Source organism: Agrobacterium sp. LAD9 (genome assembly GCF_003031125.1).
In the GTDB taxonomy this organism is placed as follows: domain Bacteria; phylum Pseudomonadota; class Alphaproteobacteria; order Rhizobiales; family Rhizobiaceae; genus Agrobacterium; species Agrobacterium radiobacter.
In genome coordinates, this window is the sequence record NZ_PHGS01000002.1 from 1 (window position 1) to 23383 (window position 23383).

21 protein-coding genes and 1 pseudogene are annotated in these 23383 nt (G+C 58.4%); 9 read left to right on the forward strand and 13 right to left on the reverse strand.

The features are described 5' to 3' along the window. The 4 genes and pseudogenes from DA915_RS00700 to rirA form a co-directional block, all read right to left on the reverse strand. Window positions 1-392: pseudogene (locus tag DA915_RS00700) on the reverse strand (ABC transporter permease); the annotation flags it as partial. Between the two features lie 79 nt (window positions 393-471). After that, window positions 472-1383 carry an ABC transporter substrate-binding protein gene (locus tag DA915_RS00705; RefSeq protein WP_003507364.1) on the reverse strand — a complete coding sequence of 304 codons (912 nt, stop codon included), beginning with the start codon at window positions 1381-1383 and terminating at the stop codon, window positions 472-474. A 149-nt stretch (window positions 1384-1532) separates the two neighbouring features. Then, window positions 1533-2579: an AbrB family transcriptional regulator gene (locus tag DA915_RS00710; protein ID WP_107675120.1), complete on the reverse strand. Its 1047-nt coding sequence runs from the start codon at window positions 2577-2579 to the stop codon at window positions 1533-1535. A gap of 170 nt (window positions 2580-2749) precedes the next feature. Further along, complete coding sequence (gene rirA, locus DA915_RS00715) at window positions 2750-3220, reverse strand: iron-responsive transcriptional regulator RirA (protein ID WP_003507367.1); 471 nt, start codon at window positions 3218-3220, stop codon at window positions 2750-2752. A gap of 173 nt (window positions 3221-3393) precedes the next feature. On the opposite strand from rirA, the gene DA915_RS00720 reads away from it, so the two are divergent. Then, window positions 3394-4443 carry a Fe(3+) ABC transporter substrate-binding protein gene (locus DA915_RS00720; RefSeq protein WP_035213122.1) on the forward strand — a complete coding sequence of 350 codons (1050 nt, stop codon included), beginning with the start codon at window positions 3394-3396 and terminating at the stop codon, window positions 4441-4443. Window positions 4444-4467: 24 nt separating this feature from the next. Here DA915_RS00720 and DA915_RS00725 read toward each other — a convergent pair whose 3' ends face one another. The 3 genes from DA915_RS00725 to DA915_RS00735 form a co-directional block, all read right to left on the reverse strand. Further along, window positions 4468-5538 (reverse strand): M48 family metallopeptidase, encoded by a 1071-nt coding sequence (locus DA915_RS00725; protein ID WP_107674829.1) that lies wholly within the window; start codon window positions 5536-5538, stop codon window positions 4468-4470. Then, window positions 5528-6598, reverse strand: coding sequence for a YjgN family protein (locus DA915_RS00730; protein WP_060722771.1), 1071 nt, complete (start codon window positions 6596-6598; stop codon window positions 5528-5530). Before DA915_RS00730 ends, DA915_RS00725 begins: the two co-directional genes overlap by 11 nt. A 223-nt stretch (window positions 6599-6821) precedes the next feature. After that, complete coding sequence (locus tag DA915_RS00735; protein WP_020809675.1) at window positions 6822-8318, reverse strand: CoA-acylating methylmalonate-semialdehyde dehydrogenase; 1497 nt, start codon at window positions 8316-8318, stop codon at window positions 6822-6824. A 106-nt stretch (window positions 8319-8424) separates the two neighbouring features. Here DA915_RS00735 and DA915_RS00740 point away from each other — a divergent pair, with 106 nt between their 5' ends. From DA915_RS00740 to pncB, 7 genes are all read left to right on the forward strand, one after another. Further along, window positions 8425-9306: a LysR family transcriptional regulator gene (locus tag DA915_RS00740; RefSeq protein ID WP_026363820.1), complete on the forward strand. Its 882-nt coding sequence runs from the start codon at window positions 8425-8427 to the stop codon at window positions 9304-9306. Window positions 9307-9419: 113 nt separating this feature from the next. Then, entirely contained in the window at window positions 9420-10346 is a 927-nt protein-coding gene (locus DA915_RS00745) for a DMT family transporter (protein WP_020809677.1), read from the forward strand. A 280-nt stretch (window positions 10347-10626) separates the two neighbouring features. Next, entirely contained in the window at window positions 10627-11733 is a 1107-nt protein-coding gene (locus tag DA915_RS00750) for a DUF475 domain-containing protein (RefSeq protein ID WP_003507382.1), read from the forward strand. A 362-nt stretch (window positions 11734-12095) separates the two neighbouring features. Then, window positions 12096-12440 carry a helix-turn-helix domain-containing protein gene (locus DA915_RS00755; RefSeq protein WP_003507384.1) on the forward strand — a complete coding sequence of 115 codons (345 nt, stop codon included), beginning with the start codon at window positions 12096-12098 and terminating at the stop codon, window positions 12438-12440. An 18-nt stretch (window positions 12441-12458) separates the two neighbouring features. After that, window positions 12459-13310, forward strand: a complete 852-nt coding sequence (locus DA915_RS00760) for a C40 family peptidase (RefSeq protein WP_107674831.1) — start codon at window positions 12459-12461, stop codon at window positions 13308-13310. Between the two features lie 95 nt (window positions 13311-13405). Beyond that, the gene (locus DA915_RS00765; protein ID WP_031233701.1) at window positions 13406-13765 is read left to right on the forward strand and encodes a hypothetical protein; all 360 of its coding nucleotides are present in this window, start codon (window positions 13406-13408) and stop codon (window positions 13763-13765) included. Window positions 13766-13975: 210 nt separating this feature from the next. Continuing rightward, window positions 13976-15280 carry a nicotinate phosphoribosyltransferase gene (pncB, locus tag DA915_RS00770; protein ID WP_003507389.1) on the forward strand — a complete coding sequence of 435 codons (1305 nt, stop codon included), beginning with the start codon at window positions 13976-13978 and terminating at the stop codon, window positions 15278-15280. 109 nt (window positions 15281-15389) lie between these two features. Here pncB and DA915_RS00775 read toward each other — a convergent pair whose 3' ends face one another. Beyond that, window positions 15390-16784 (reverse strand): M17 family metallopeptidase, encoded by a 1395-nt coding sequence (locus DA915_RS00775; RefSeq protein ID WP_077998532.1) that lies wholly within the window; start codon window positions 16782-16784, stop codon window positions 15390-15392. A gap of 256 nt (window positions 16785-17040) precedes the next feature. Between DA915_RS00775 and DA915_RS00780 the strand changes: the two genes are divergently transcribed. Further along, window positions 17041-17751 carry a tetratricopeptide repeat protein gene (locus DA915_RS00780; RefSeq protein WP_162709039.1) on the forward strand — a complete coding sequence of 237 codons (711 nt, stop codon included), beginning with the start codon at window positions 17041-17043 and terminating at the stop codon, window positions 17749-17751. Between the two features lie 92 nt (window positions 17752-17843). Here the strand turns inward: DA915_RS00780 and DA915_RS00785 are convergent, their stop codons facing one another. From DA915_RS00785 to DA915_RS00805, 5 genes are read right to left on the reverse strand one after another with little or no spacing between them, the layout of a single operon-like run. Continuing rightward, entirely contained in the window at window positions 17844-18830 is a 987-nt protein-coding gene (locus DA915_RS00785) for a type II secretion system F family protein (RefSeq protein WP_107674835.1), read from the reverse strand. A gap of 9 nt (window positions 18831-18839) precedes the next feature. Further along, the gene (locus DA915_RS00790; RefSeq protein WP_107674837.1) at window positions 18840-19844 is read right to left on the reverse strand and encodes a type II secretion system F family protein; all 1005 of its coding nucleotides are present in this window, start codon (window positions 19842-19844) and stop codon (window positions 18840-18842) included. A gap of 15 nt (window positions 19845-19859) precedes the next feature. Then, window positions 19860-21332, reverse strand: a complete 1473-nt coding sequence (locus DA915_RS00795) for a CpaF family protein (protein ID WP_003507399.1) — start codon at window positions 21330-21332, stop codon at window positions 19860-19862. Between the two features lie 33 nt (window positions 21333-21365). Continuing rightward, window positions 21366-22649 (reverse strand): CpaE family protein, encoded by a 1284-nt coding sequence (locus DA915_RS00800; RefSeq protein WP_107674839.1) that lies wholly within the window; start codon window positions 22647-22649, stop codon window positions 21366-21368. 34 nt (window positions 22650-22683) lie between these two features. Beyond that, complete coding sequence (locus DA915_RS00805) at window positions 22684-23376, reverse strand: CpaD family pilus assembly protein (protein ID WP_107674841.1); 693 nt, start codon at window positions 23374-23376, stop codon at window positions 22684-22686. Window positions 23377-23383 lie beyond the last annotated feature (7 nt).

Consider the following 23383-nt stretch of genomic DNA (forward strand, 5'->3'; position numbering starts at 1 on the left):
GGCTGGAGACGGGCAATACAATCCGTGGTGAGCAGAGCCAGTCCGGCAAATATCAGCCAGAAACCGCTGGCGGGCGAAACCCGGGCAAAACCATTACCCTGCGGCGTGAGGAAAGACGCCGCCTGGCCGACAAAAACCGCCAGTGCAGCAAGGCCGGCCAGCGCGACTATGAGCTTCAATCGCGCGGGAAAGCGGAAAAATGCGATGAAAGCCGCAAGGAGAATGATGGTGGTGAGAACGGCGGCAGCCGCAGCCGGAAGGGCTTCGAAGACCGTTCTTGTTTCGCCCTGAACGATCCGGTTTGCGCGGAATGTCATGAAGGGTGATATAAAAAGCGCATAAAGAAGCAGGCACGAAATCAGTATGCCCACCTTGTCAGGCCATTTCGTCAAATCCAGCTTCCCTCCCCTAGGTTAGGGCGGGACCAGGAGAACGCTTCCGTTCCCGAAGCCCGCTCCAGCGCCGCGAGTGTTACTTGACGAAACCGTTCTTGGTCAGAAAGTCGAGCGCCACGGTCTTGGCCTGTTCGCCACCCACCTGCACGCGGGCGTTCAAATCCTGCAGCGTTGCCAGATCGAGCTTTTCGAACACCGGTTTCAGCAGTTCCTCAATATTGGGGTGCTTTTTGAGAACTTCTTCGCGAATGATCGGTGCTGGCTGATAGACCGGTTGCACATGCTTGTCGTCCTCCAGCACCACAAGGCCGGAGGGGGCGATGCCGCCATCCGTGCCATAGACCATGGCTGCATTGGCGTTGTTCGTCTGGTTGGCGGCGGCGGCGATCGTGGCCGCGGTGTCGCCGCCGGAAAGCGTGATCAGCTGGTCAGGCTTCATGGTGAAGCCATAAGTGGTCTGAAATGCAGGCAGCGCTGCGGCGGAATTGACGAATTCGGAAGAAGCGGCAAGGACCACCTCGCCGCCATCGGCAACATATTTGCCGAAGTCGGAAAGCGTCTTCAGATTGTTCTTGTCCGCGACATCCTTGCGTAGCGCAATTGCCCAGGTGTTGTTGGCCGGCGATGGTGTCAACCAGACGATCTTGTTGGCATCGTAATCGAGTGTTTTGGCCTCTTCATAACCCTTGGCGGCATCTTTCCAGAGTGGATCGTCCGCCTTGGAGAAAAAGAAGGCGGCGTTGCCGGTATATTCAGGATAAATGTCGATTTCGCCCGCGGTGATCGCTTTTCGCACAACCGGTGTGGCGCCAAGCTGGATGCGATCTGTCGTTTCGATCTTGTTCTGGTTCAGGATAGCGAGAATGATGTTGCCAAGAACGCCGCCCTCCGTGTCGATCTTCGACGACACCACCACCTGCGCCTGAGCGATGGAAACAGAAAAGGCAAGCGCAAGTCCGGCGCCCGTCAACGTCATCAAGCGGTTCATGAATGTTCCTCCGGTGGGTCAGCCTGCCGAACAGGCGAAAGATCGCCGCCGCAATTGCGGCGGAGTATCAACGACCGGAAAGAAAAAAGGTTGCACGCCATCCGCATTTTCGCGTCGATGGCTCCCGTCGGTGCCGATGGCCGCTTTCGTCAGGCTTCGTCGTCCCGCTTGCGCGCATCCTTGCCCATGACGAGCGGCATGAGAACGGAGAGGAAGAGAAGCCTGATGACGTGGTGGGAGCCGACATAGGCGGTATCGGCATGCATCATCACTGCCATCGCCGCCATGGTTTCCAGGCCACCCGGTGAATAGGCGATCATGACGGCATTGAGCGGGACGCCGGTCACACCGGAAATCATCCAGGCAATGCTGCCGGCAATCAGCATCACGGCGATTGTGACGACGAAACCCGCCAGAAAGCCTTTCCGCACGTCCATCAGCGAGACATTCGAAAAGCGTGTGCCGATAAGGCAACCGATCAGCACGTAAACCGGCAGGCTGAGCCAGGTGGGAACACCACCCTCGGTAAGGCCGGTAATGTGGGTGCTGATGGAAATGGCGACGCCGCCCAGCAGCAGTGCGGCCGGAAACTTCCAGCGCAGGAAAAGCCAGCCGGTCAGAAGCGAGGCGCCGATGGTCAGCGCCAGCGTGAACAGGCCCATTGGCGGGTTGGTGACAAGCGGTTCCGTGCTGACGAGATCGAAATATTCCACAATCAGCGGCACGGAAAGTGTTAGCGCCAGCACCCGCACACTTTGCACGATGCTGACGGTTGCAAGGTCGCTTTTCGTCTCGGCACCAAGGCTGATGATATAGCTGAGATGACCGGGAGAGGCGCCCAGCATCGCCGTTGTCCGGTCGTAACCGAAGCCGTAATGCAGGATCCAGTAAGCGATATAGAGCATGATGACGACAGCGACGAGCACGACGACGAAGCTCACGGGCCAGGTCTTTGCGGCGTCGATCACGGAGGGCGTCACGCTCGTTCCCATCGAAATGCCGACGACGACGAAACAGGCATTGCGGATGAAAGCGGGAACGCCAAGCCTTATGCCGGCGAGCCCCGTGATCGTCACCGCAAGCGCCGGGCCGGACAGAAAGGGTGCCGGGATATCGATGAGGCTGGCGAGCAGCGCACCTATGCTGCCGATGAGCGCGGTAAGCGCAAATGTATGGAATTCAGGCTTGATGATCATTGCGACGCTGATTGGTTGCTTGAAAAAGCTCGTGACCAAATGCGCCGCTTCCGTTCGCGACGTCAACACGCGGGATCAAAAATATTATATTTCGCGCGTCTTCCATAAAAGAAAAGCCCGTGACCTCAAGGACACGGGCTATGACAATTGCCGAGGAGGAAATGGGATGATCAGGCAGCCGGAAGGGCAGCGACCTTCGGCATTTCCGTGTCCAGGCCAAGCAGGAAGTTGATCTGCGGCCGGGCCTTGACGAGATCGTCGATCGAGTATTCCGCCAGAACGTCAAAAAACGCATTGAGCGCCTTGCGAAGCGCCGAGTTGAGGCCGCAGCTGTCCACAAGCGGACATTCCACAGCGCCATCCTCGAAGCATTCGGCCATGGCGAAGCTGTCTTCAGTCACTCTCACCACGTCGAACAGGCTGATTTTTTCAGCGGGTTTGCCAAGGCGCACGCCGCCGTTACGGCCGCGCACGGTTTCCACCAGGCCCGCCTTGTTGAGCGGCTGCAGGATTTTGAACAGGAACAGCTCCGAAACGCCATAGGCTCTGGCGATCTCAGGAATGCGGCTCAGATGGCCTTCATTGGCGGCGCAATACATCAACATGCGAACGGCATAGTTGGTCTGTTTGGTCAAGCGCATGCTGGTCTCCTAACTCTCAATGTGGAGTTATATAGTCTCTTTTTCAGTTTAGAACAATTCCAGAAACTGAAAAAACTGGCACCCATCAGATATTTCTTAAACAGCCGTGTTGACCGTCCTGATGATTCATGAACAAACAAGTCAAGAATTGGAATGTAATGGAGGCATTCATAATGGCAAGCTTGAAATCATACTTTTCCGCTGCCGTTTTTTCAGGGCTGACGATCCTTTCCTTCGCGCCCGCCGCTCTGGCAGAGGGGGAGGTTAACGTCTATTCCTATCGCCAGCCTGAATTGATCCAGCCGCTGCTCGATGCCTTCACCAAAGAAACCGGCATAGAGGCGAATGTACTTTTCCTCGACAAGGGGCTGGTCGAACGCATCCAGGCCGAGGGTGTCAATTCACCCGCAGATGTGCTGCTGACTGTTGATATCGCCCGCCTCGTCGAGGCGAAGGAAGGCAAGGTTACCCAGCCGGTTCTGGGCGATCCCGTCATCGAAAAGGATATCCCCGCCAACCTGCGTGATCCCGAGGGCGAATGGTTTGGTCTCACGACGCGCGGTAGGGTTGTCTACGCTTCGAAGGAGCGGGTGACACAGAAGGACATTACCTATGAGGAGCTTGCTGATTCCAAGTGGAAGGGCAAGATCTGCATTCGCGACGGCCAGCATTCCTACAATATCGCGTTGATCGCCTCGATGATCGCCCATCACGGCGTCGATTATACCCGCACGTGGCTGACGGGTCTGAAGAACAATCTCGCCCGCAAGCCTGACGGAACAGACCGCAGCCAGGCGAAATCGATCTTTTCCGGCGAGTGCGATATCGCGCTTGGCAATACCTATTATGTAGGCCTGATGTTGACCAATGATCGCGAACCGGAAGAAAAGGAATGGGCGGGATCGGTGCGGGTGATCTTCCCCAATGCGGGCGATCGCGGCACACATGTGAATATTTCCGGCATGGCGCTGACGAAATACGCACCCAACAAGGACAACGCGCTGAAGCTCATGGAATTCCTGGCCTCTCGCGAGGCGCAGGAGATTTACGCTAAACAAGTCTTCGAATATCCGGTGCTGCCCGGTGCCGAGCCTTCCGACGTGGTGAAGGGTTTCGGTCCCATCCATCCGGACAAGCTGCCGCTGACGGACATCGCCGCCCGTCGCAAGCAGGCATCCGAACTGGTGGATGAAGTCGGTTTCAACGACGGCCCGACCAACTGACGCCGTTTTCCGGATACCGGCGGGTCAGTTACCCGCCGGCTTGTTGTCCAGTGAAGCGTTGTAGTCGAGGATAGCCTTGCGCCTTTCCGGCGTTCCGGGATGGGTGGAGACAATGCTGGTGCCGCCCTTGTCGCCCAGTTTTTCTTCCAGCAGCGCGAAGAAGCGTTCGATGGCAGTGGGGTCAAGCCCGGCCTTGCGCATCAGTTCCACGGAGCGCTGATCCGCCTGCCGCTCGGCATCGCGCGAGTGCGATAGCGCCAGAAGGCCGCCGCCCTGGGTAAGAATGTCCTCCATGGCCGAACCGACATCGCCGGCAATCAGCATGACAAGACCGGCAACCCCGGCGGCGCGGTATAGCTGCCGCAGGCTGTGCTCATATTCGACATGGCCGATTTCATGGGCGAGAACCCCGGTGATCATCTGCCTGTCGTTGCCGGCCAGCTCCACCAGCTCGTCCGTCAATACCAGCGTGCCATCCGGCAGTGCAAAGGCATTGGGGCCGATGTAACCGCCCTTGCGGAAATTCAGCTTGTAGTCGTCAGGCGAACCTTCCGCATGGGCGGCGATCCGGGCAAATTCAGAGCGGATGGCGTCCTGCTCTTCCTGGGGAAGTTCGCTTGGAGAGAAGACTGCCTGGTCGAGGGCCTGCATGGTACTGGCCGACATGACCCGCGGAACGATCGGCGGGGTTACCGCGACCGCCAGTTCCACGAGTGCCGGAAGCGCCAGCTTGTAGGTGCCGTAAGCCAGAAGAACGGCTGCGGCGGTGATGCCGATCAGCCGCGGGCGAAACTGTTCCAGCCAGTGCACGAAACCGGATCGCTTGGTAATGTGCTGGCCAAGCAGCCGGTCCACGCCGTCATTGTCGCGGGTTTCGAACAGCGACCCGTCGGGAAAATGCAACTCCCGCGGGATGGTGCCGACCCGGTGGCTGATCTCCACCGTTTTTATCTCGGCCTGGGTTCTGACGTGGTTGTCCTTCGCATCGAGCACGAGAAGGACCGTGCCGCCAAGCTTCAGCCTGGCGGCACTGGAAAGGTTGGAGCGAACGGCATGCCACTCGCCCGAAACGGTTTCTCCGGTGTCAGAAACCAAATTCGAAACCTTCCATATCCATATATTCGGCACTGACGGCGGCACCCGTTGCTTCCATCGAGGAGAGGACCTCGCCCACATCGCCGTTGAAACGGATTGCCGTGCGCTCCACGGTATAACGCGCTTCGCGCACCGCCGCCCACGGCCGCATCAGACCAAGGGTGAAAACGGTGACGATCAGGTTGGAGATGACGATCCAGAGATAGCGGCCGCGATGCAGGTCGCTGTGCAGGTCATGCTTTCCATCCAGCAGCATGGAGGAAATGACGACATTGCGAACGCCGGTGCGATAAACCACGCCGGCCAGGCCATAGACCAGAAATGCGCCGAAAACGCCCACATAGAGCGATGCGAGCGCCGTGGCCATGGCGGTAGTCTCGTCCTCGAGCATCGCACTGTTCGCCGCAAAGGCTGCAAGGCCGAAGAAGCCGACCACGATGCCGCCGATCACCACCATGATCGCGGGAATGATCCAGGCGCGATAGAGCTTGCCAATCTTGGGGTCGGCGCTGAAGGGGCGGTCGCCATAACGCAGGTTGCCGAAAATATAGCGGTTTGCCCAGCGGCTGGACAGCGGCGCCAGAATGCCGAAGGAGAAGAACGCAACGAGGCTGCCAAGCAGGATGGAGACAAAAGCGCCCCACGCCGTGCCGACAAAATCAAAACGCACATTGCGATAGCTCGTCACCCGCGCATTGAAACGAATGCTGCGCGTGATCAGCCATGGAAAGAAGATCATCAGCAGGATTGCCGGTACGAAGACCAGAAACGGATGGATAAGACCGATGAGCTGCGAGATGACGATGAAGGCAAAGGCGATCAGGCGGCCCTTGAAGATTTGCCCGCCGGTGGCGTGGTAACCGAAAGCGCGGCCGGCCAGCACGGTGTTGCCGTTGAAATAACGCTTGCGGCGCACCTTCGCCCAAGCGGAATAAATGCCGATGGTGACGATCGTCAGGAGAATATTGACGATCCAGATTCCAAAATATTCCTTGGCATTTCCGCTGAACGAGCCGCGTTCGATTGCGCGCTGATCCACGCTGACAGAGATGTCACTCATAATGGTCCCTCATGGCATGCCCCTCTCCGGGCAGATTGAGTTGCAGGCTTCCCCGCTATCGTCGGTTTGGCGGCGTCCCCACGCCGCAACGGCTGTCTTACGCCATAACATCTTTAAGTGGAAATATTTTGAAGGAAAAACTTGATGATTTTGGTTTTCTTTTAATCAAAAAAGCCCCGCTGCAAAAACAGCGGGGCTTTTTTCCGATTGCCGGCTTTTCGGTTTATTTCATCGTCGGCATGACGAATTCGGCACCCGACTTGATGCCCGACGGCCAGCGCGAGGTGATCGTCTTGGTCTTCGTCCAGAACTTGATCGAATCCGTGCCGTGCTGGTTGAGATCGCCGAAGCTCGAAGCCTTCCAGCCACCGAAGGAGTGATAGGCGAGCGGAACGGGGATCGGAACGTTGATGCCGATCATGCCGATGTTGACGCGGCTTGCGAAGTCGCGGGCAGCGTCGCCGTCACGGGTGTAGATCGCAACACCGTTGCCATATTCATGCTTCATCGGCAGTTCGAGCGCGTCTTCGTAATTCTTGGCGCGAACGACCGACAGAACCGGTCCGAAGATTTCGGTCTTGTAGATGTCCATGTCAGGGGTGACGTGGTCAAACAGGCAACCGCCGACGAAATAACCGTCTTCATAACCCTGCAGCTTGAAGTCGCGGCCATCGACCAGCAGCTTCGCGCCCTGTTCAACGCCGCTGTCAATCAGGCCCCTGACGCGCGTCTGCGCTTCCTTGGTGACGAGCGGGCCCATATCGGCCTTGTCGTCGGTATAGGGGCCGATCCTCAGGCTTTCGATCTGCGGGATGAGCTTTTCAACGAGGCGGTTTGCCGTCTCCTCGCCAACCGGAACCGCAACGGAAACAGCCATGCAGCGCTCGCCGGCCGAACCATAGCCTGCGCCCATCAATGCGTTCACGGCCTGGTCGAGATCGGCATCCGGCATGATGATCATGTGGTTCTTCGCGCCGCCGAAGCACTGTGCGCGCTTACCGTTCATGGCGGCGGTGCCGTAGACGTAACGGGCGATCGGCGTCGAACCGACGAAGGAGACCGCGCCGATGTCAGGGTCGGTCAGGATGGCATCGACGGCACCCTTGTCACCGTTGACGACGTTGAGGATACCGGCCGGAAGACCGGCTTCGATCATCAGTTCGGCAAGGCGGATCGGCAGCGACGGATCGCGTTCAGATGGCTTCAGGATGAAGGCGTTGCCGCAGGCAATCGCCGGGGCGAACATCCACATCGGGATCATGCCGGGGAAGTTGAAGGGCGTGATGCCCGCGCCGATGCCGACCGGCTGGCGGATCGAATACATGTCGATGGCCGGACCTGCGCCCTCGGTGAACTCGCCCTTCTGCAGATGCGGAATGCCGCAGACAAATTCGCAGACTTCGAGGCCGCGGACGATATCGCCCTTGGAATCCTCGACGGTCTTGCCGTGCTCACTGGAGAGCAGCACCGCCAGCTCGTTCATGTCGCGGTTCAGAAGTTCGACGAACTTGAAGAAAACGCGGGCGCGGCGCTGCGGGTTGGTGGCGGCCCACTTGGGTTGCGCAGCCTTGGCGCTTTCCACGGCGGCGCGCAGCTCGGCTTCGCTCGCAAGTGCGACAGTCGCCTGCACTTCCCCCGTGGCCGGGTTGTAGACATTGGATGTGCGGCCGCTGGTGCCGGGCACATGCTTGCCGTTAATGAAATGACCGATTTCCTTCATGGGTTTTCCTCCAGAATGTGATGGCGCAGCATTACCTTTCGATTTGCACAAATCAATCGCCTGAAATAAGCATCCATTGTGCAAAAATGCACATAAGGAGAGTGCTGTGAACTGGGATGATGTGCGTTTGTTTCTAAGCGTGGCACGAAGCGGCCAGTTTCTTTCCGCCGCCAGAAAGCTCGGCGTCAACCACGCCACCCTCAGCCGGCGGATTTCAGCACTTGAAGCGGCGATCGGCACGCAACTCTTCCTGCGAAGCACCAATGGCTGCGAGCTGACGGAGGAAGGCCAGCGTCTGCTTGCCGGGGCGGAGCGCATGGAAACCGAAATGCTGAACGCCCAGGCCAATCTCGGCCGCGTCGACACGGCAGTGGCGGGAACGGTGCGCATCGGCGCGCCAGATGGCCTCGGTGTTTCCTTCCTCGCGCCGCGACTTGGCCGGCTGACGGCGCGTTATCCCGATCTGAAAATCCAGCTCGTTCCGGTGCCGCGCTCTTTCTCCCTGTCGCAGCGTGAGGCCGATATCGCCATCACCATCGAAAGGCCGGAGCAGGGCAGGCTGATGTTTTCAAAGCTCACCGATTATTCGCTGGGTCTCTACGCCTCGGCGGATTATCTGGCCGAATATGGAACGCCCGCGGATATTGAAGCGCTGAAGCGCCACCGGCGGATCGGTTATGTGGAAGACCTGATCTTCTCGCCCTCGCTGAATTTTACCGGCGAGATCATGCGTGACTGGGATGCCGCCTTTGAAATCTCGAGCGCTACCGGTCAGACCGAGGCAGTACGTTCAGGTGCGGGTATCGGCATCCTGCATAATTACATCGCCGGGCAATATCCCGAGCTTCTGCGGATCATGCCCCATCTCACCATCAGCCGATCCTACTGGACGGCCTATCACGAATCCGCCCGTCAATTGGTCCGGGTCCGAACGGTGGTCGACTTTCTCCAGGAACTCGTGGCCGAAGAGCGGCGCATCTTCACCTGATATCTGCATGCCGATATATTAGTACTATTAATTGTACGGACCCGGCCGTTCGGGGCTTGACAAAGGACGGCTGGTTGGACGACCAATGCAACCATTGGGAGATCGGAACTGACATGTCGACTATGATACGAAAGCTTTCGCCGACGGGCCTCGGCGTGGCCGTCATGCTGCTTGGAATGCTGCTTTTCGCGTTGAACGACGCCATGGGAAAATGGCTCGTCTCTACCTATAGCCAGGGTCAGGTGATCCTCATCCGCAGCGCCGCAGCGCTTGTCATCCTTGTTCCGATCGTCTGGAGAGCCGGCCTTTCCGGCCTCGTGAAAATCGAGCGGCCCGGCCTTCAGGTGGCGCGTGTCTTCTTCTCCACCGCAGAGCTTTTCTGTTTCTATTTCGCGGTTGCGTCTCTTCCGCTGGCTGACGTCATGACCTATTGGCTTGCGGCTCCGATTTACGTGGCGGCGCTCTCGCCGTTTCTGCTCGGAGAAAAGGTCGGCTGGCGTCGCTGGACGGCCATCGCCATCGGTTTTGTCGGCGTTCTCATCGCGCTCAAACCCAGCTCGGCAAGCCTCACCTCCGCCGCACTCTTTTCCATCCTCGGCAGCGCCGCCTTCGCCTTCATGATGTTGTCCGGCCGCCAGCTGCGCAATACGCCCGATACGGTGCTCGCCTTCTGGCAGATCATTGGTGCGGCTCTTGCGGGCATTGTCGCGGTGTTCCTCACGCCTTCGGGCTGGCTGCCGGTTCAGTCCAGTTTCGATCTGGCCTTCCTCGGCCTGCTCGGTGTCGTCGCCATGGCGGCGCATGTGCTGGTCAACCGGGCGCTTAAACTCGCCGATGCCGCCACCGTCGCGCCGCTGCAATATACGCTGCTGCTCTGGGCGGTGATTTTCGGCTGGCTGTTCTTCGGTGATGTGCCGCAGACGAGTATCGTCGTCGGCGCGGGCCTGATTGTTCTTTCGGGTCTTTACATCTTCTTTCGCGAAAATACGCTCAAGCGCCGCCTTGAAACCGCCGAAAGACTGGCTGCGGAGCAGGTTTGATCTTTGGTCACAATCACGGGACTTGACGACGGCGTGATCTTCAGGGAGTAAGAAGGGGCCCTGCGATGATTTGTCTCGCAAGGGCAGAGGAAACAAAGGTGCCGGGCCCCTCTGGCGAGAGTTTTACGGCGCTCTCGCGATGTCGGTACCGCCTGCAAAAATTGGCCGGCGGATTAAAAACTATGAAAAACCTGAATGTGCTTCGCGCGCGTGCTTTCTGCGTGCGGCCTGACGCCCCGCGTCGGTCTGCAAACGCCCTCGTTTTGGGAGGCGACCGGACATGAGCGCCACCCAGAAAAAAACGCTTTCCTACTTCAAATGGGCTTTTATCGTCACCGTGGTCGGTTTGATCCTCGGCGGTTATCTCGGTTGGGAAATGACCGGAACGGTAGGCGGCACGGCGACGATCTTCTTCATCTGCGTCGTTCTGGCGGTGCTGGAAATTTCGCTCTCCTTCGACAACGCCATCGTCAACGCCAACAAGCTCAAGGATATGACGCCGGTCTGGCAGCACCGCTTCCTGACCTGGGGTATCCTGATTGCCGTTTTCGGCATGCGTATCGTCTTCCCGCTGCTCATCGTCGTCGTTGCCGCGAATGTCGGCCCGTGGACGGCAATCGTGATGGCGGCCACGCAGCCGGAACGTTACGCGGAAATCATGCAGGACGCCCATTTGCCGATTGCGGCATTCGGCGGCACCTTCCTGATGATGGTCGGCCTCAACTTCTTCTTCGACCATGAAAAGGACGTGCACTGGGTGCGCTGGATCGAAGAAAAGGCGGCGATCTATTCCTCTGTCAAGGGCATCGAGATCGCCTTCGTGCTTGTCGTCATGCTGGTCTTTTCCCGCATCATCGGCGCAAGCGATGATCCGGCGCTTGGTCCGGTAGCGGCCAACACCTTCTTCCATTCGGCGATCTGGGGTCTTTTGACCTTCCTGCTGGTGGAAGTCGTTGGCGGCATTCTCGACCGCAGCCAGGAAATGCTGGAAGGTGCAGCAAAGGGCGGCTTCGGCGCGTTTCTTTATCTCGAAGTGCTGGATGCCAGCTTCTCCTTCGATGGCGTGATCGGCGCTTTCGCGCTGACGCAAAACCTCTTCATCATCGCCATCGGTCTCGGCATCGGCGCCATGTACGTCCGTTCGATGACCATCATGCTGGTCGAGAAGGGAACACTGGCCGAATATCGCTACCTGGAACACGGCGCTTTCTACGCGATCCTTATCCTGTCCGTCATCATGTACGTGCAGACCATGGTGCATATACCCGAGGTCATCACGGGCCTTGGCGGTGCAGGCCTGATCGGTATCTCGCTCTGGTCGTCGATCCGCTATAACCGGCAGCAGAATGCCGATGCGGTCGATGCCGCACGCGGCGCGGAAATCTGATCCGCGATTGTCCTTGCCTTCCGCTGTCGTGGCGGAAGGCAGTTTTTAAGCATTAAATTCTTTTTTGCCTGTTTTTCTTGCGATTAATTCTTTGCGGAAAATTTCGCCATAAGCAGAATATACTCCTTAAGTCTCTGTTTTTGCGAATATTTGTGCGCCGCAGCAAAACTGGCACGCTTCCTGCATCTCATTCTGCAAGTCCAGAGGGGACATTATGGCTCGAAAACGGGTCAACAAACGCCGCCGCGCCGCGCGATCTTTCGGATCTGCGCCGTGCGGCGGTTTTGTTTGTGCGGGATGGTTCTTGAGTTTTTCGCTCTGTTGAATGAAAACGGTAGGACAACGACTGGAAGGGTCACGGCTTGCCTGCACAATTGTCGCCCACGGAGGCCTTGGGGCTCTGGCATCGTGTATCCACGGCGCAGGTCGTTGACGATCAGCCGGATTTGACCTTGCGTCAAACCGCCATCCTGCTGCAGATTTATCTCGTGCCGCCGCCGCACACTGTCCGGGGTCTTGCCGCCATGCTGGGGGTCACCAAGCCGGTCATTACCCGCGCGCTCGACAGTCTCGGCGCGCTCGGGCTGGTCGATCGGGTTCGGGATGAGCGGGACAGGCGCAATGTTGTGATAAAACGCACGGTGGCCGGTGCGCTTTATCTGGAAAAAATCGGCGATCTGATTATTGATCAGGCGCGCAAGATCTAACCTCTGGATGTGAAACCCATGATGCTCGACCGCCGCCTGAATGTCTTCCGCTCCGACCTCGCCGATGAAAAACTGCAGGGCGTGGTGCAGGCCGAACGTTTTGTCAGCGGCACGGCCGCCCAGATCGTGTTGCCGGTTACTGGTCTGCGGCCGACGCCCGATCTTGCCGCCGGCATCGATACCGAGTTGCTGTTTGGCGAAACCATCCGCGTTTTCGACAGGGCCAGCGGCTGGGCATGGGTGCAGGCGGATGCGGACGGGTATGCCGGTTACGTGCCGGAAACGGCGATCGGCGATGTCGTTGTCGCCACCCATAGGGTGATTGCACCGCGCACTTTTCTCTACCCAGCCGCTGAATTGCGCAAACCGCCGGTCGCAGCGCTGTCCATGGGTAGCCTGATCCGCATCGTCGGCGAAGCGGAGACGCGCGGCACCCGTTACCTGCTGACCGAAAAGAGCGAAGGCATCATCGCTGCCCATTGCCAGGCCGTCGACGCGGCGCTTGAGGAAGATTATGTGGCGGTGGCGCTGCGCTTTATCGAAACGCCCTATCTCTGGGGCGGCCGCTCCGGTTTTGGTATCGATTGTTCCGGCCTCGTGCAGCTTTCCATGGCCATGACGGGCCGGCGGGTCCTGCGCGATACCGACATGCAGGTGAAGTCGCTCGGCGTGGAAATAGAGCGGGATGAATTGCGGCGCGGCGATCTCGTCTTCTGGAAGGGTCATGTCGGCCTTATGGAAAACGAGGAAACGCTGCTCCATGCCAATGGCCATACGATGAATGTCGCACGCGAAAATCTCGATGCGGCCATCGAGCGCATTGGCTGGCTTTATGAAAAGCCAACTGCTTACCGCCGGTTGGAGGACTGAGACTGCGGCTTTCACGAAATTGTGCCTGCCACGCCCTTTGTGTGGAGGTCGCCGACAGCCTACATCGGTTGAATGATGGTACGGGACCGGCATCGATGAAGACAAGAACGGCGACACGATTGGCAGCGATCCTCACGGCGGCTTTGCTGAGCGCGTCGGCGCAGGCACAGACTGTTTTCCAGAACGGTTTTGCCCCCGCTCCGGATGCCTATGCAAACCTGCCCGGCGTCAAGGATCCGCGCACGCTGCAGCCAAAGGTCCGCTACAACTGCCATAGCGCACTCGGCGTGACCGGATATTCCCGAGGTCCCTACAGGGATGTTTTCGGCAGCCGTGGGCTTCCTGTTCAGGGATATCGCTGCACCGACGAAAACGGCATTTCCAGTTTCGGCGGCAGAAATCCCGTCTCCAAGGACTGGTATCCCGGCATAAACCCCGTAGACCCGACCTTTTGAAGCAGCATGTTTGAACACCGGACCGAAAACCCCATTGTGGTCTTCGGAAAATCGATGCGCGGGCGGTCGCGGCGGGCATTTGCCGGGCCAGTGCTCTGGACTTGTTGTCGCTTTTTCAGATAAATCTTTCCGCATGACAGGTTGATACCTGCCGGGGTGCGGAGTGACATCGGCTGTTCTGACCTTTGGCCGATATTGGGGAATGCGAGTATGACGAAGACCGATATAGCCACCCGTGTCCATAATCATACCTGGAAACTCGACCCGATCGTCCGCAGCCTGATTGATACGGATTTCTACAAGCTCTTGATGTTGCAGATGATCTGGAAGCTCTATCCGGAAGTCGACGCGACGTTTTCGCTGATCAACCGCACGAAGACAGTGCGGCTGGCGGAAGAGATCGACGAGATGGAGTTGCGCGAACAGCTGGATCATGCGCGCACCCTGCGTCTTTCCAAGAAAGAAAATATCTGGCTTGCGGGTAACACGTTTTACGGCCGCTCGCAGATTTTCGAGCCGGAATTCCTCTCCTGGCTTTCGAGCTATCAATTGCCGGAATACGAACTTTTCAAGCGCGACGGGCAATATGAACTGAATTTTCATGGCCGTTGGATGGATACGACGCTCTGGGAAATCCCGGCGCTCGCGATCATCAACGAACTGCGCTCGCGCAGCGCCATGCGCTCGCTCGGTTATTTCACGCTTGATGTGCTTTACGCCCGCGCAAAGGCCAAGATGTGGGAGAAGGTCGAACGACTGCGGGAGCTGCCTGGCTTGCGCATTTCCGATTTCGGCACCCGCCGCCGCCACAGCTTCCTTTGGCAGCGCTGGTGCGTCGAGGCGCTGAAGGAAGGCATCGGGCCTGCCTTTACCGGTACGAGCAATGTTCTGCTCGCCATGGATTCCGATCTCGAAGCCGTGGGCACGAACGCGCATGAACTGCCGATGGTGGTCGCGGCGCTGGCGCAAACAAATGAGGAGCTGGCCGCAGCACCCTATCAGGTCCTGAAGGACTGGAACCGGCTTTACGGCGGCAACCTGCTGATCGTGCTGCCGGACGCCTTCGGAACCGCCGCGTTCCTGCGCAATGCGCCGGAATGGGTGGCAGACTGGACGGGTTTCCGCCCCGACAGCGCGCCGCCGATCGAAGGCGGGGAAAAGATTATCGAGTGGTGGCAGAAGATGGGCCGTGACCCGCGCAAGAAGATGCTGATCTTCTCCGATGGTCTCGATGTCGACGCCATTATCGACACCTACAGGCACTTCGAAGGCCGCGTGCGCATGAGCTTCGGCTGGGGCACCAATCTGACGAATGATTTTGCCGGCTGCGCGCCGAAGACCATCGCCAGCCTCAAGCCGATCTCCATCGTCTGCAAGGTCAGCGACGCCAATGGCCGTCCGGCCGTGAAGCTCTCGGACAATCCGCAAAAGGCAACCGGTGACCCGGCCGAAGTGGAGCGTTACCTGAAGTTCTTTGGTGAAGAGGACCACAAGGAACAGAAGGTTCTGGTTTAAAGCTTTTCCAGGAAAAGTGGAGCCCGGTTTTCCGTCCGGAAATGCTCTGAATTGAGAACGGGCGCTTCTGTTGAGGAAGCGCCCGTGGAAGCCCGAACTTATCAGCAGATTACTTCGCGAACTGGTGTGCGATGTAATGGAATAGTGCGCGGATACCCTGCGCCTCCCCGCCGATCGATGAATGATGCCTCTCGCTCAGAGACCAGCCGTAAATATCGAAATGCGCCCAGCGTCTGGTATTGGTGACAAAACGCTTCAGGAACAGGGCGGCGGTGATCGATCCGCCCATGCCTCCCGAAGGCGCGTTGGTGATATCGGCTGCGCGTGAGCGGATATCCTTGTCGTAGCCCATGTAGAGCGGCATGCGCCACAGCGGATCGTCCGTATCGATGCTGGCTTCCGCGATATCATGCGCCAGATCCTCGTCATCGGTGTAGAAGGGCGGCAGATCCGGGCCGAGCGCGACGCGGGCAGCACCCGTCAGCGTCGCCATGTCGATCATCAGGTCCGGCGCATCTTCGTCCGCATAGGCTAGTGTATCTGCGAGAACAAGACGGCCTTCGGCGTCGGTATTGTCGATCTGCACGGTGAGCCCCTTGCGGCTGCGGTAGATATCGCCGGGACGGAAAGCATTGGCGGAGATGGAGTTTTCGACAGCGGGCACGAGAACGCGAAGATCGACCGGCAGCTTCGCATCCATGATCATCAGCGCAAGACCGAGGACATTGGCCGCACCTCCCATATCCTTCTTCATCAGCGCCATGGAAGCGGCGGGTTTGATGTCGAGGCCGCCTGTATCGAAGCAGACGCCCTTGCCGACGAGGGTGAGGCGAGGATTGCCCTTCTTGCCCCAGTTCATCTCCAGAAGCCGCGGCGCGCTTTCGCTGGCCCGGCCGACGGCATGGATCAGCGGGAAGTTTTCCTTGAGCAGATCGTCGCCGGTGGTGACCTTCACCTTCGCCTTGTAATGGGCGGCAAGCGCACGGAAGGCGATCTCAAGCTCGTCCGGCCCCATATCGTTGGCCGGGACATTGATGAGGTCGCGCGCGAGGAAAACGCCGGCCAGAACGCGCTTGATCTCGCCGTCTTCCGCATCCTGCGGAATGAGAAGCTTTGCCCCGCTGGTTTTCGTGGTTTTGTATTTGTCGAAGCGATAGCTGCCGAGGCCGAAACCGAGAGCGAGGCGATTTGCCGTCAGCGGTGCGGTTTCGATATGCCACTCGCCTTCCGGCAGCTCACGGGCAAGTTTCCCGGTGATGAAGGGAATTTCGGACGGATTGCCGCCGAGGCCGAGAAGCACGCCGCCCAGTGAACCATCGGCGGAGGGAACGAGCAGGATGGCGCCTGCCTCTGCCTTGAACCCCGCCTTCTTTGCCCAGTCCAGTGCGACAGGGTCGATAGCACCCTGTTCGATATGGGCCGGCGTGACGGCGAAAACCGGCAATGTGCTGCCGGCCTTGGAGCTGAAGGGGGTCGGGCGTTCGATGAACTGGTAGGGCGCCATTGTATGCTTCCGTAAATGTCGAGAATCGGTGCGATTAACGCTCTGTTAGGGTTAACAGATTATTGCTTAAGCGAAAGTTGCGTCGTGTGAGTCTGTCGTTTGTCGGGCGCAAGATTGATCATTCTTGGGCGGGGGCGCTGCCATGACTGCATTTTCTTTGGGCGAGACAGGCCGGACAGGGTTGCTGCGGGGAGCATGTCTTGCCGCATTGGTTCTTGCGGTTTCAGGGTGCGCGAGCACCAACAAGCCGGATCGCATGTCCACCGGCTCCATTCCCGCCGCCACACGCTCCTATGACAACATGAACATGGAGCAGCTTCGCCAGGCGGAAGAGAGCGCCGGCAAAGCCTATGAACGTAGCCCCAAGGATAAATCGGTCGGCATGAATTATGCCAGCGTGCTGATGATGACCGGCAAGAACACACAGGCTCTCGCCGTCATGCAGCAGATCGCCATCGCCAATCCGGCCGACCGCGATGTCCTTGCGGCCTATGGCAAGTCGCAGGCCGCCGCCGGCCAGCTGGAGCAGGCGCTTTCGACCATCCAGCGGGCACAGACGCCGGACCGGCCGGATTGGCGGCTATATTCCGCCGAGGGTGCCGTGCTCGATCAGCTTGGACGCTCGAACGAGGCACGTTCCCGATACAGGCAGGCGCTTGACCTGAAGCCGAACGATCCGAGCGTATTGTCCAACCTCGGCATGTCCTATGTCCTGTCGAGCGATCCGCGCACTGCCGAAACATATCTGCAATCGGCCATCGCCCAGCCGGGCGCCGATAGCCGCGTCCGCCAGAACCTCGCGCTCGTGGTCGGTCTTCAGGGCCGCTTTGCCGAGGCCGAACGCATCGCGGTTCAGGAACTCTCTGCGCAGCAGGCACAGGCGAACCTCACCTATCTGCGTGCGATGCTTTCGCAGCAGAACTCCTGGCAGCAGCTGGCGAAAAAAGACGGCAAACCGGCTGGTTGATGCGTTCGATCATCCGCGTGCAGCGGCTGGCTGACAAGCAGTCGCCTCCGGGGCGCAAATATCGCCCCAAATCGCCTTGCGGTATTTTTCTATCAGAATGTGTCCAGAACGCGGATGATAGCCGGTCCAAGAATGACTGCGATCAGTACCGGCAGAAAAAAGACGATCATCGGCACAGTCAGTTTCGGTGGTAGCGCGGCAGCTTTTTTTTCGGCTTCATTCATGCGCTCGTCGCGGCCTTCCTGTGCGAGAACGCGGAGCGCCTGGGCGAGCGGCGTGCCGTATCGCTCCGCCTGAATAAGCGCCTGTACCACGCTTTTGACGGTTTCGAGTTGGGTACGCGTGCCGAAATTCTCAAGAGCGACGCGTCTGTCCTGAAGGAAAGATAATTCCGCCGTCGTCAACATCATTTCTTCCGCCAGTTCGGGTGACTGCTCGCCCATCTCTTCCGCCACGCGGCGCATGGCAGCTTCCATAGATACCCCGGATTCGATGCAGATCAGCATGAGGTCGAGCGCGTCCGGCCAGGCCCGCTTGATTGATGCCTGACGCTTGGTCATGCGATTTGATACGTAAATATTGGGAGCGTAAAAACCGATATAACCGAAAAGAAGCACAGCCATTAGCCGGATGATAAACGCTTTGTCGGCGAGGTTTCCGAGAATGAAGATCCAAGTGAAGGCGATGGCCAGAAAAATAAACGGCAAGACAAACCGTGCGGCAAGGAACGTGTTGAACGCGTTTTGTGAACGAAGTCCGGCTGCCCGGAGCCTGTTCATTGTGTTCTTATCGGCCAGCGCTTCTTGCAGGTTGAATTTCTCGACGATGCGGCGGGCGGATTTGTTATTGTTGCCTCGCAGGGAGGTTTTGCCGTCTCTGGTGACGGTCGCCATGCGGTCGCGCTCGCGGCTACGGATGAGGTTGCGTTCCGATGATACCGCTTTCATGCGCTTGGCGAAATCTTTCCGCTCAAAAACCGGCATAATGAGGGTATAAAAGGTCGCAAAAACAGCGAGCGTCACAAGAATAGCGATGATCGTTTGTGGGTCAGTCAGGCGAGAAAGAAGATTTCCTGTCATACCACGCCCCTAGATATCGAAATTGATCATTTGGCGCATGATGAATATTCCGATCAGCATCCAGATCGCGGATGCTCCGAGAATAATGTGGCCGCGCAAGTCGGTGAAAAGTACCGACAGATAGTCGGGCGATGTGAAATGCACCAGCAGCATGACGACGAAGGGCAGCGAGCCGATGATAACTGCGGAAGCCTTCGCCTCCATCGAAAGGGCATTTACCTTCGCGCGCATCTTCTTGCGGTCACGCAAGACCTTTGAAAGATTGGACAGCGCTTCCGAGAGGTTGCCGCCGGCTTGTGCTTGAATATTGATGACCGTGCCGAAAAAGCTTACCTCAAAAAGCGGCATGGTCAGCATCATACGCTCGATCCCCTGCGGGATCCCGATGCCGACCTGTTGCGCATCGACGACGCGCTGAAACTCCGTTTTCACCGGTTCCTGGCCGTCCGATGCGATCAGTCGTACCGCGTCGTTCAGCGGTAAGCCGGATTTGATCGACCTGCACATGACATCAAGCGCATTTGGAAACTCTTCAAGAAATTTTTTCTGCCTGCGCTTGAGAATAAACGCCAACGCCCACCGTGGTACCCCCAGCGCCACGACAATTCCTATGAGCAGAGCGAGAAGCAACGACAGGCCGTAAAGAAGGGCCATGAGAGCAGAGAAAACAGCCGCGCCGGCGCTCAACAGATGGAATTGCCGAGCGGAAAGCACCAGTCCCGCCTGAACCAGTTTGTCGCGCAGGCCGATATTCTTCGCTTTTTTCGCCTTTTCATTCTGTTTCTTTTCCATTTCCCGCAGGTTGTCCTGCATGGATTTGCGGCGTTTGCTAAGTTCCTGGACTCGGTCTCGTGCAGCTTTGATATTTGTATGATCCGTCTCGGCGGCCTGGACCCGCTTGAAGCGGTTGTTGGTCTTTTTTTCGACCTCTATCTGCTGGAAAAGAAAGGCATAGGCGAGCGCTCCTGCCGAGATGGCGACGAGTACGGCCAGTAATATTATTGTCGGGTCCATGGCAGTCACTTTCCCTTAGGATGTCTTTTCCATCTCATCGAGCGCGGTCGCCAGGCGTTTCTCTTCGCCGTAATAGCGTGCACGATCCCAGAAATGCGGCTTGCTGATACCGGTTGATACGTGTCTGCCGATCAGCTTACCCTGGGCATCCTCGCCTTCGATCTCGTACCGCATCAGATCCTGGGTAACGATGACGTCGCCTTCCATGCCGATCACTTCCGTAATCTGCGTTATCCGGCGCGAGCCGTCGCGCAGACGCGCGGCCTGAATGACGACATCGATCGAGCCTGAGATGATTTCGCGCACGGTCTTGGCCGGCAGGGTGAAGCCACCCATAGCGATCATCGATTCGATACGGCTAAGGCATTCGCGCGGCGTATTGGCATGCAGCGTTCCCATCGAACCGTCATGGCCGGTGTTCATGGCCTGAAGCAGGTCAAAAACTTCCGGCCCGCGCACTTCGCCGACGATGATGCGCTCAGGCCGCATGCGAAGGCAGTTCTTGACGAGATCGCGCATGGTGATCTCGCCTTCCCCTTCGATATTCGGCGGACGCGTTTCGAGCCTCACCACATGCGGTTGCTGCAGCTGCAGTTCGGCGGTGTCTTCGCAGGTGATGACACGTTCATCCTTGTCGATGAAGCTCGTCAGGCAGTTAAGAAGTGTTGTCTTGCCCGAGCCGGTGCCGCCCGAGATGACGACATTGCAGCGGACGCGACCGATGATCTTGAGCAATGTCGCGCCTTCGGGCGTGATCGCTCCGAAACGCACGAGCTGGTCGAGCGTCAGCTTGTCCCTCTTGAATTTTCGGATCGTCAGCGCCGGGCCATCGATGGCAAGCGGTGGCGCGATGACGTTGACGCGCGATCCGTCCGGCAGGCGCGCGTCGCATATCGGGCTCGACTCATCCACGCGGCGGCCGACCTGGCTGACGATGCGCTGGCAGATGGAGAGCAACTGTGCATTGTCCCGAAAGCGGATATCGGACTCGATCGTCTTGCCGCCGACTTCGATGAAGGTCTGGCCAGAGCCGTTGACCATGATATCGGCGATGTCGTCGCGTGCGAGAAGCGGCTCCAGCGGCCCGTAGCCCAGAACGTCATTGCAGATGTCTTCGAGCAATTCTTCCTGCTCGGCAATCGACATGGCGAAGTTCTTGATCGTGATGATATCGTTGACGATATCACGAATTTCCTCGCGCGCGCTTTCCGCGTCGAGCTTGGCGAGCTGCGAGAGATCGATCGTATCGATAAGGGCGGAAAATACCTGGCTCTTGGTATTATAGTAGTCTTCCGTGCGGGTGCGTTTTCTCTGCGCTGGCGGTGGGCTCGCCGCAGCCTGACGAGTGATGGGTGATTGGCCGGGCTCAAGAGTGTCAATTGCAAGAGAGCGAGGCTCAGACACTGTCGCCACCTGCATGGGCACAGGTGCAACAGGTTCCGGCTTCGTGCTTCTGGCTGGGCCTTCAGGCCCGCGTTTTCCGAACATCGGCGTTTCCGTCTAAGGACGCAGGCAGAAGACCTACTTGCGCTTGAGAATATTCTTCAGTTTTTCCAGGCCGCCGCGTTTGCTTTTGCGCAGAACGGAGCGGCCTGTGATGGTATGGGCGATCTGCGAGAAGGTTTCCGCCGTCTGGGATTTTTCATCCATCTCGCTGATCATGCGGCCGCTATTGGCGGCATTTCCGAACAATTGTGCGTCGAATGGAATGATCGCGATCGGCTCGATTTCCAGCGGCTCGAGGAAGTCCGCAGGCGCGATTTCCGGACGTTTGGGCATGCCGACCTGATTGAGAACGAGATGCGGCAATTTGTCGTTGGGTCTCAGTTTGATCAGCGCGTCGAAGAGATTCTTCGTATTGCGCAGATTTGCGAGATCGGGAACCGCCGTAATGATCACCTCGTCGGCTTCCGCAAGGACTGCCCGGGTCCAGTCGCACCATTGGTGTGGAAGATCGAGAACCGCAATGGGCGCACTGCGCTGCAAAACCTCGAGGATCGGCAGAAATGCCTGCCGATCGAGATCATAGGTCCTGTCGAGAAGCGACGGTGCCGCGAGCAGCGACAGATGATCGGAACATTTGGTTAGCAGGCGGTCGAGAAACACCTCGTCCAGCCGTTCCGGCGAGAAGACCGCTTCAGCCATGCCCTGGGCCGGATCCTGATCGAAATCGATATTGGCAGTGCCATAGGCAAGATCCATATCCGCCAGAATGGTTTCGGTGGAGAAGAGGCTCGAAATACCGAAAGCGCAATTATGCGCAATGGTCGACGAACCCACGCCGCCCTTGGCGCCAATGAAAGCGATGTTGCGACCCAGCGGCTCCGCTTCGGGATCGACGAAGATCGCGGCGATAGAAGCCAAGAGATCGGCCATATTGATCGGTGCGACGAGATATTCGGAAATGCCGTTGCGGATGAGATCGCGATAAAGTGTTATGTCGTTGTGTCGGCCGACGATGATGACACGCGTGGAGGGATCGCAAACCTCCGCCAGGGGCGCGAGATCGTTCAGCAACGAGGCGGTTGAGCTTGCCGTTTCAAGAATGATGAGATTGGGCGTGGGCGACGCGGAAAACATCGTGGCGGCCGCATTGATGTCGCCCTTCGTCACCCGCAGGGTAACCTTGCTCATGCGCCGGTCGCTGGACAGTGCATCCATGACGGCCTGCATATTGTCGCTGACGCAGAAAGCGTGAACGGAAATGCGGGGCAGGGGCCGGAGGTGGTCCATATCGGCAGCGCGCAATGGCGGCTCGGCTTCGCCGCCGCCACTTGGCTTGATATCGTATTCTACAGCGCTCATGGTCTTTCCTGCCGTAACAATTGTTGGAGCCGCATCAATTCGGCGTCGCCGTTGTCTTGCCTTGTCGATAGTTGTCGATGACTACCGCGCGACGTTCCGCATCGATTGCGCTCATACCGCGCGGACCGACCAGATCCATTGGATTGGCGATCTGCGCCGCGAGATTACTTTGGGAAGCGCACCCGAAATTGTACCAGTTCTTGTTTGCGAAGGTATTGTCTGACAGGTCCTCTGGCCATTGACCGCACTGGCCGGTCATGGCCGTAACGGCGACATAGCTCAGGCGGATAGGGGCGGCGTCGCCATTCGGGGAAGCGGCATAGCGCGTTTCCATGATCTTGCCCGGTGCCACACCCGCACCGGAAAGCGTCGAGCGAATCTGTTTCGCCATACGTGATGCGGACGCTGAATTGGCCGATCCCGACGGGGTCTGAATATTAACGATACCAGTCGACATCGACGCATAATTCTGAGCAAAGCCGCGGACGTTATCCGCCATCGCCGTGGTCAGCCGGCTGTCGCTGGCCGAGACCGGAATGTCCAGCGAATGCTCCGCCTCCGACAGGGTGATCGGGTGGCGTGTGCGATAATCGTCGGGAATGGCGTTGGTGGTCATCGGATCGCGTGCGCAGCCCTGTAACAGGCCGGCGGCAAGCGCGGCAACGACGACGAGGCCGGTCCTTCTTCCGGACTGGCAGGGGAAAAAGGAGGAATAGGTTTCCTTCATGACGTTT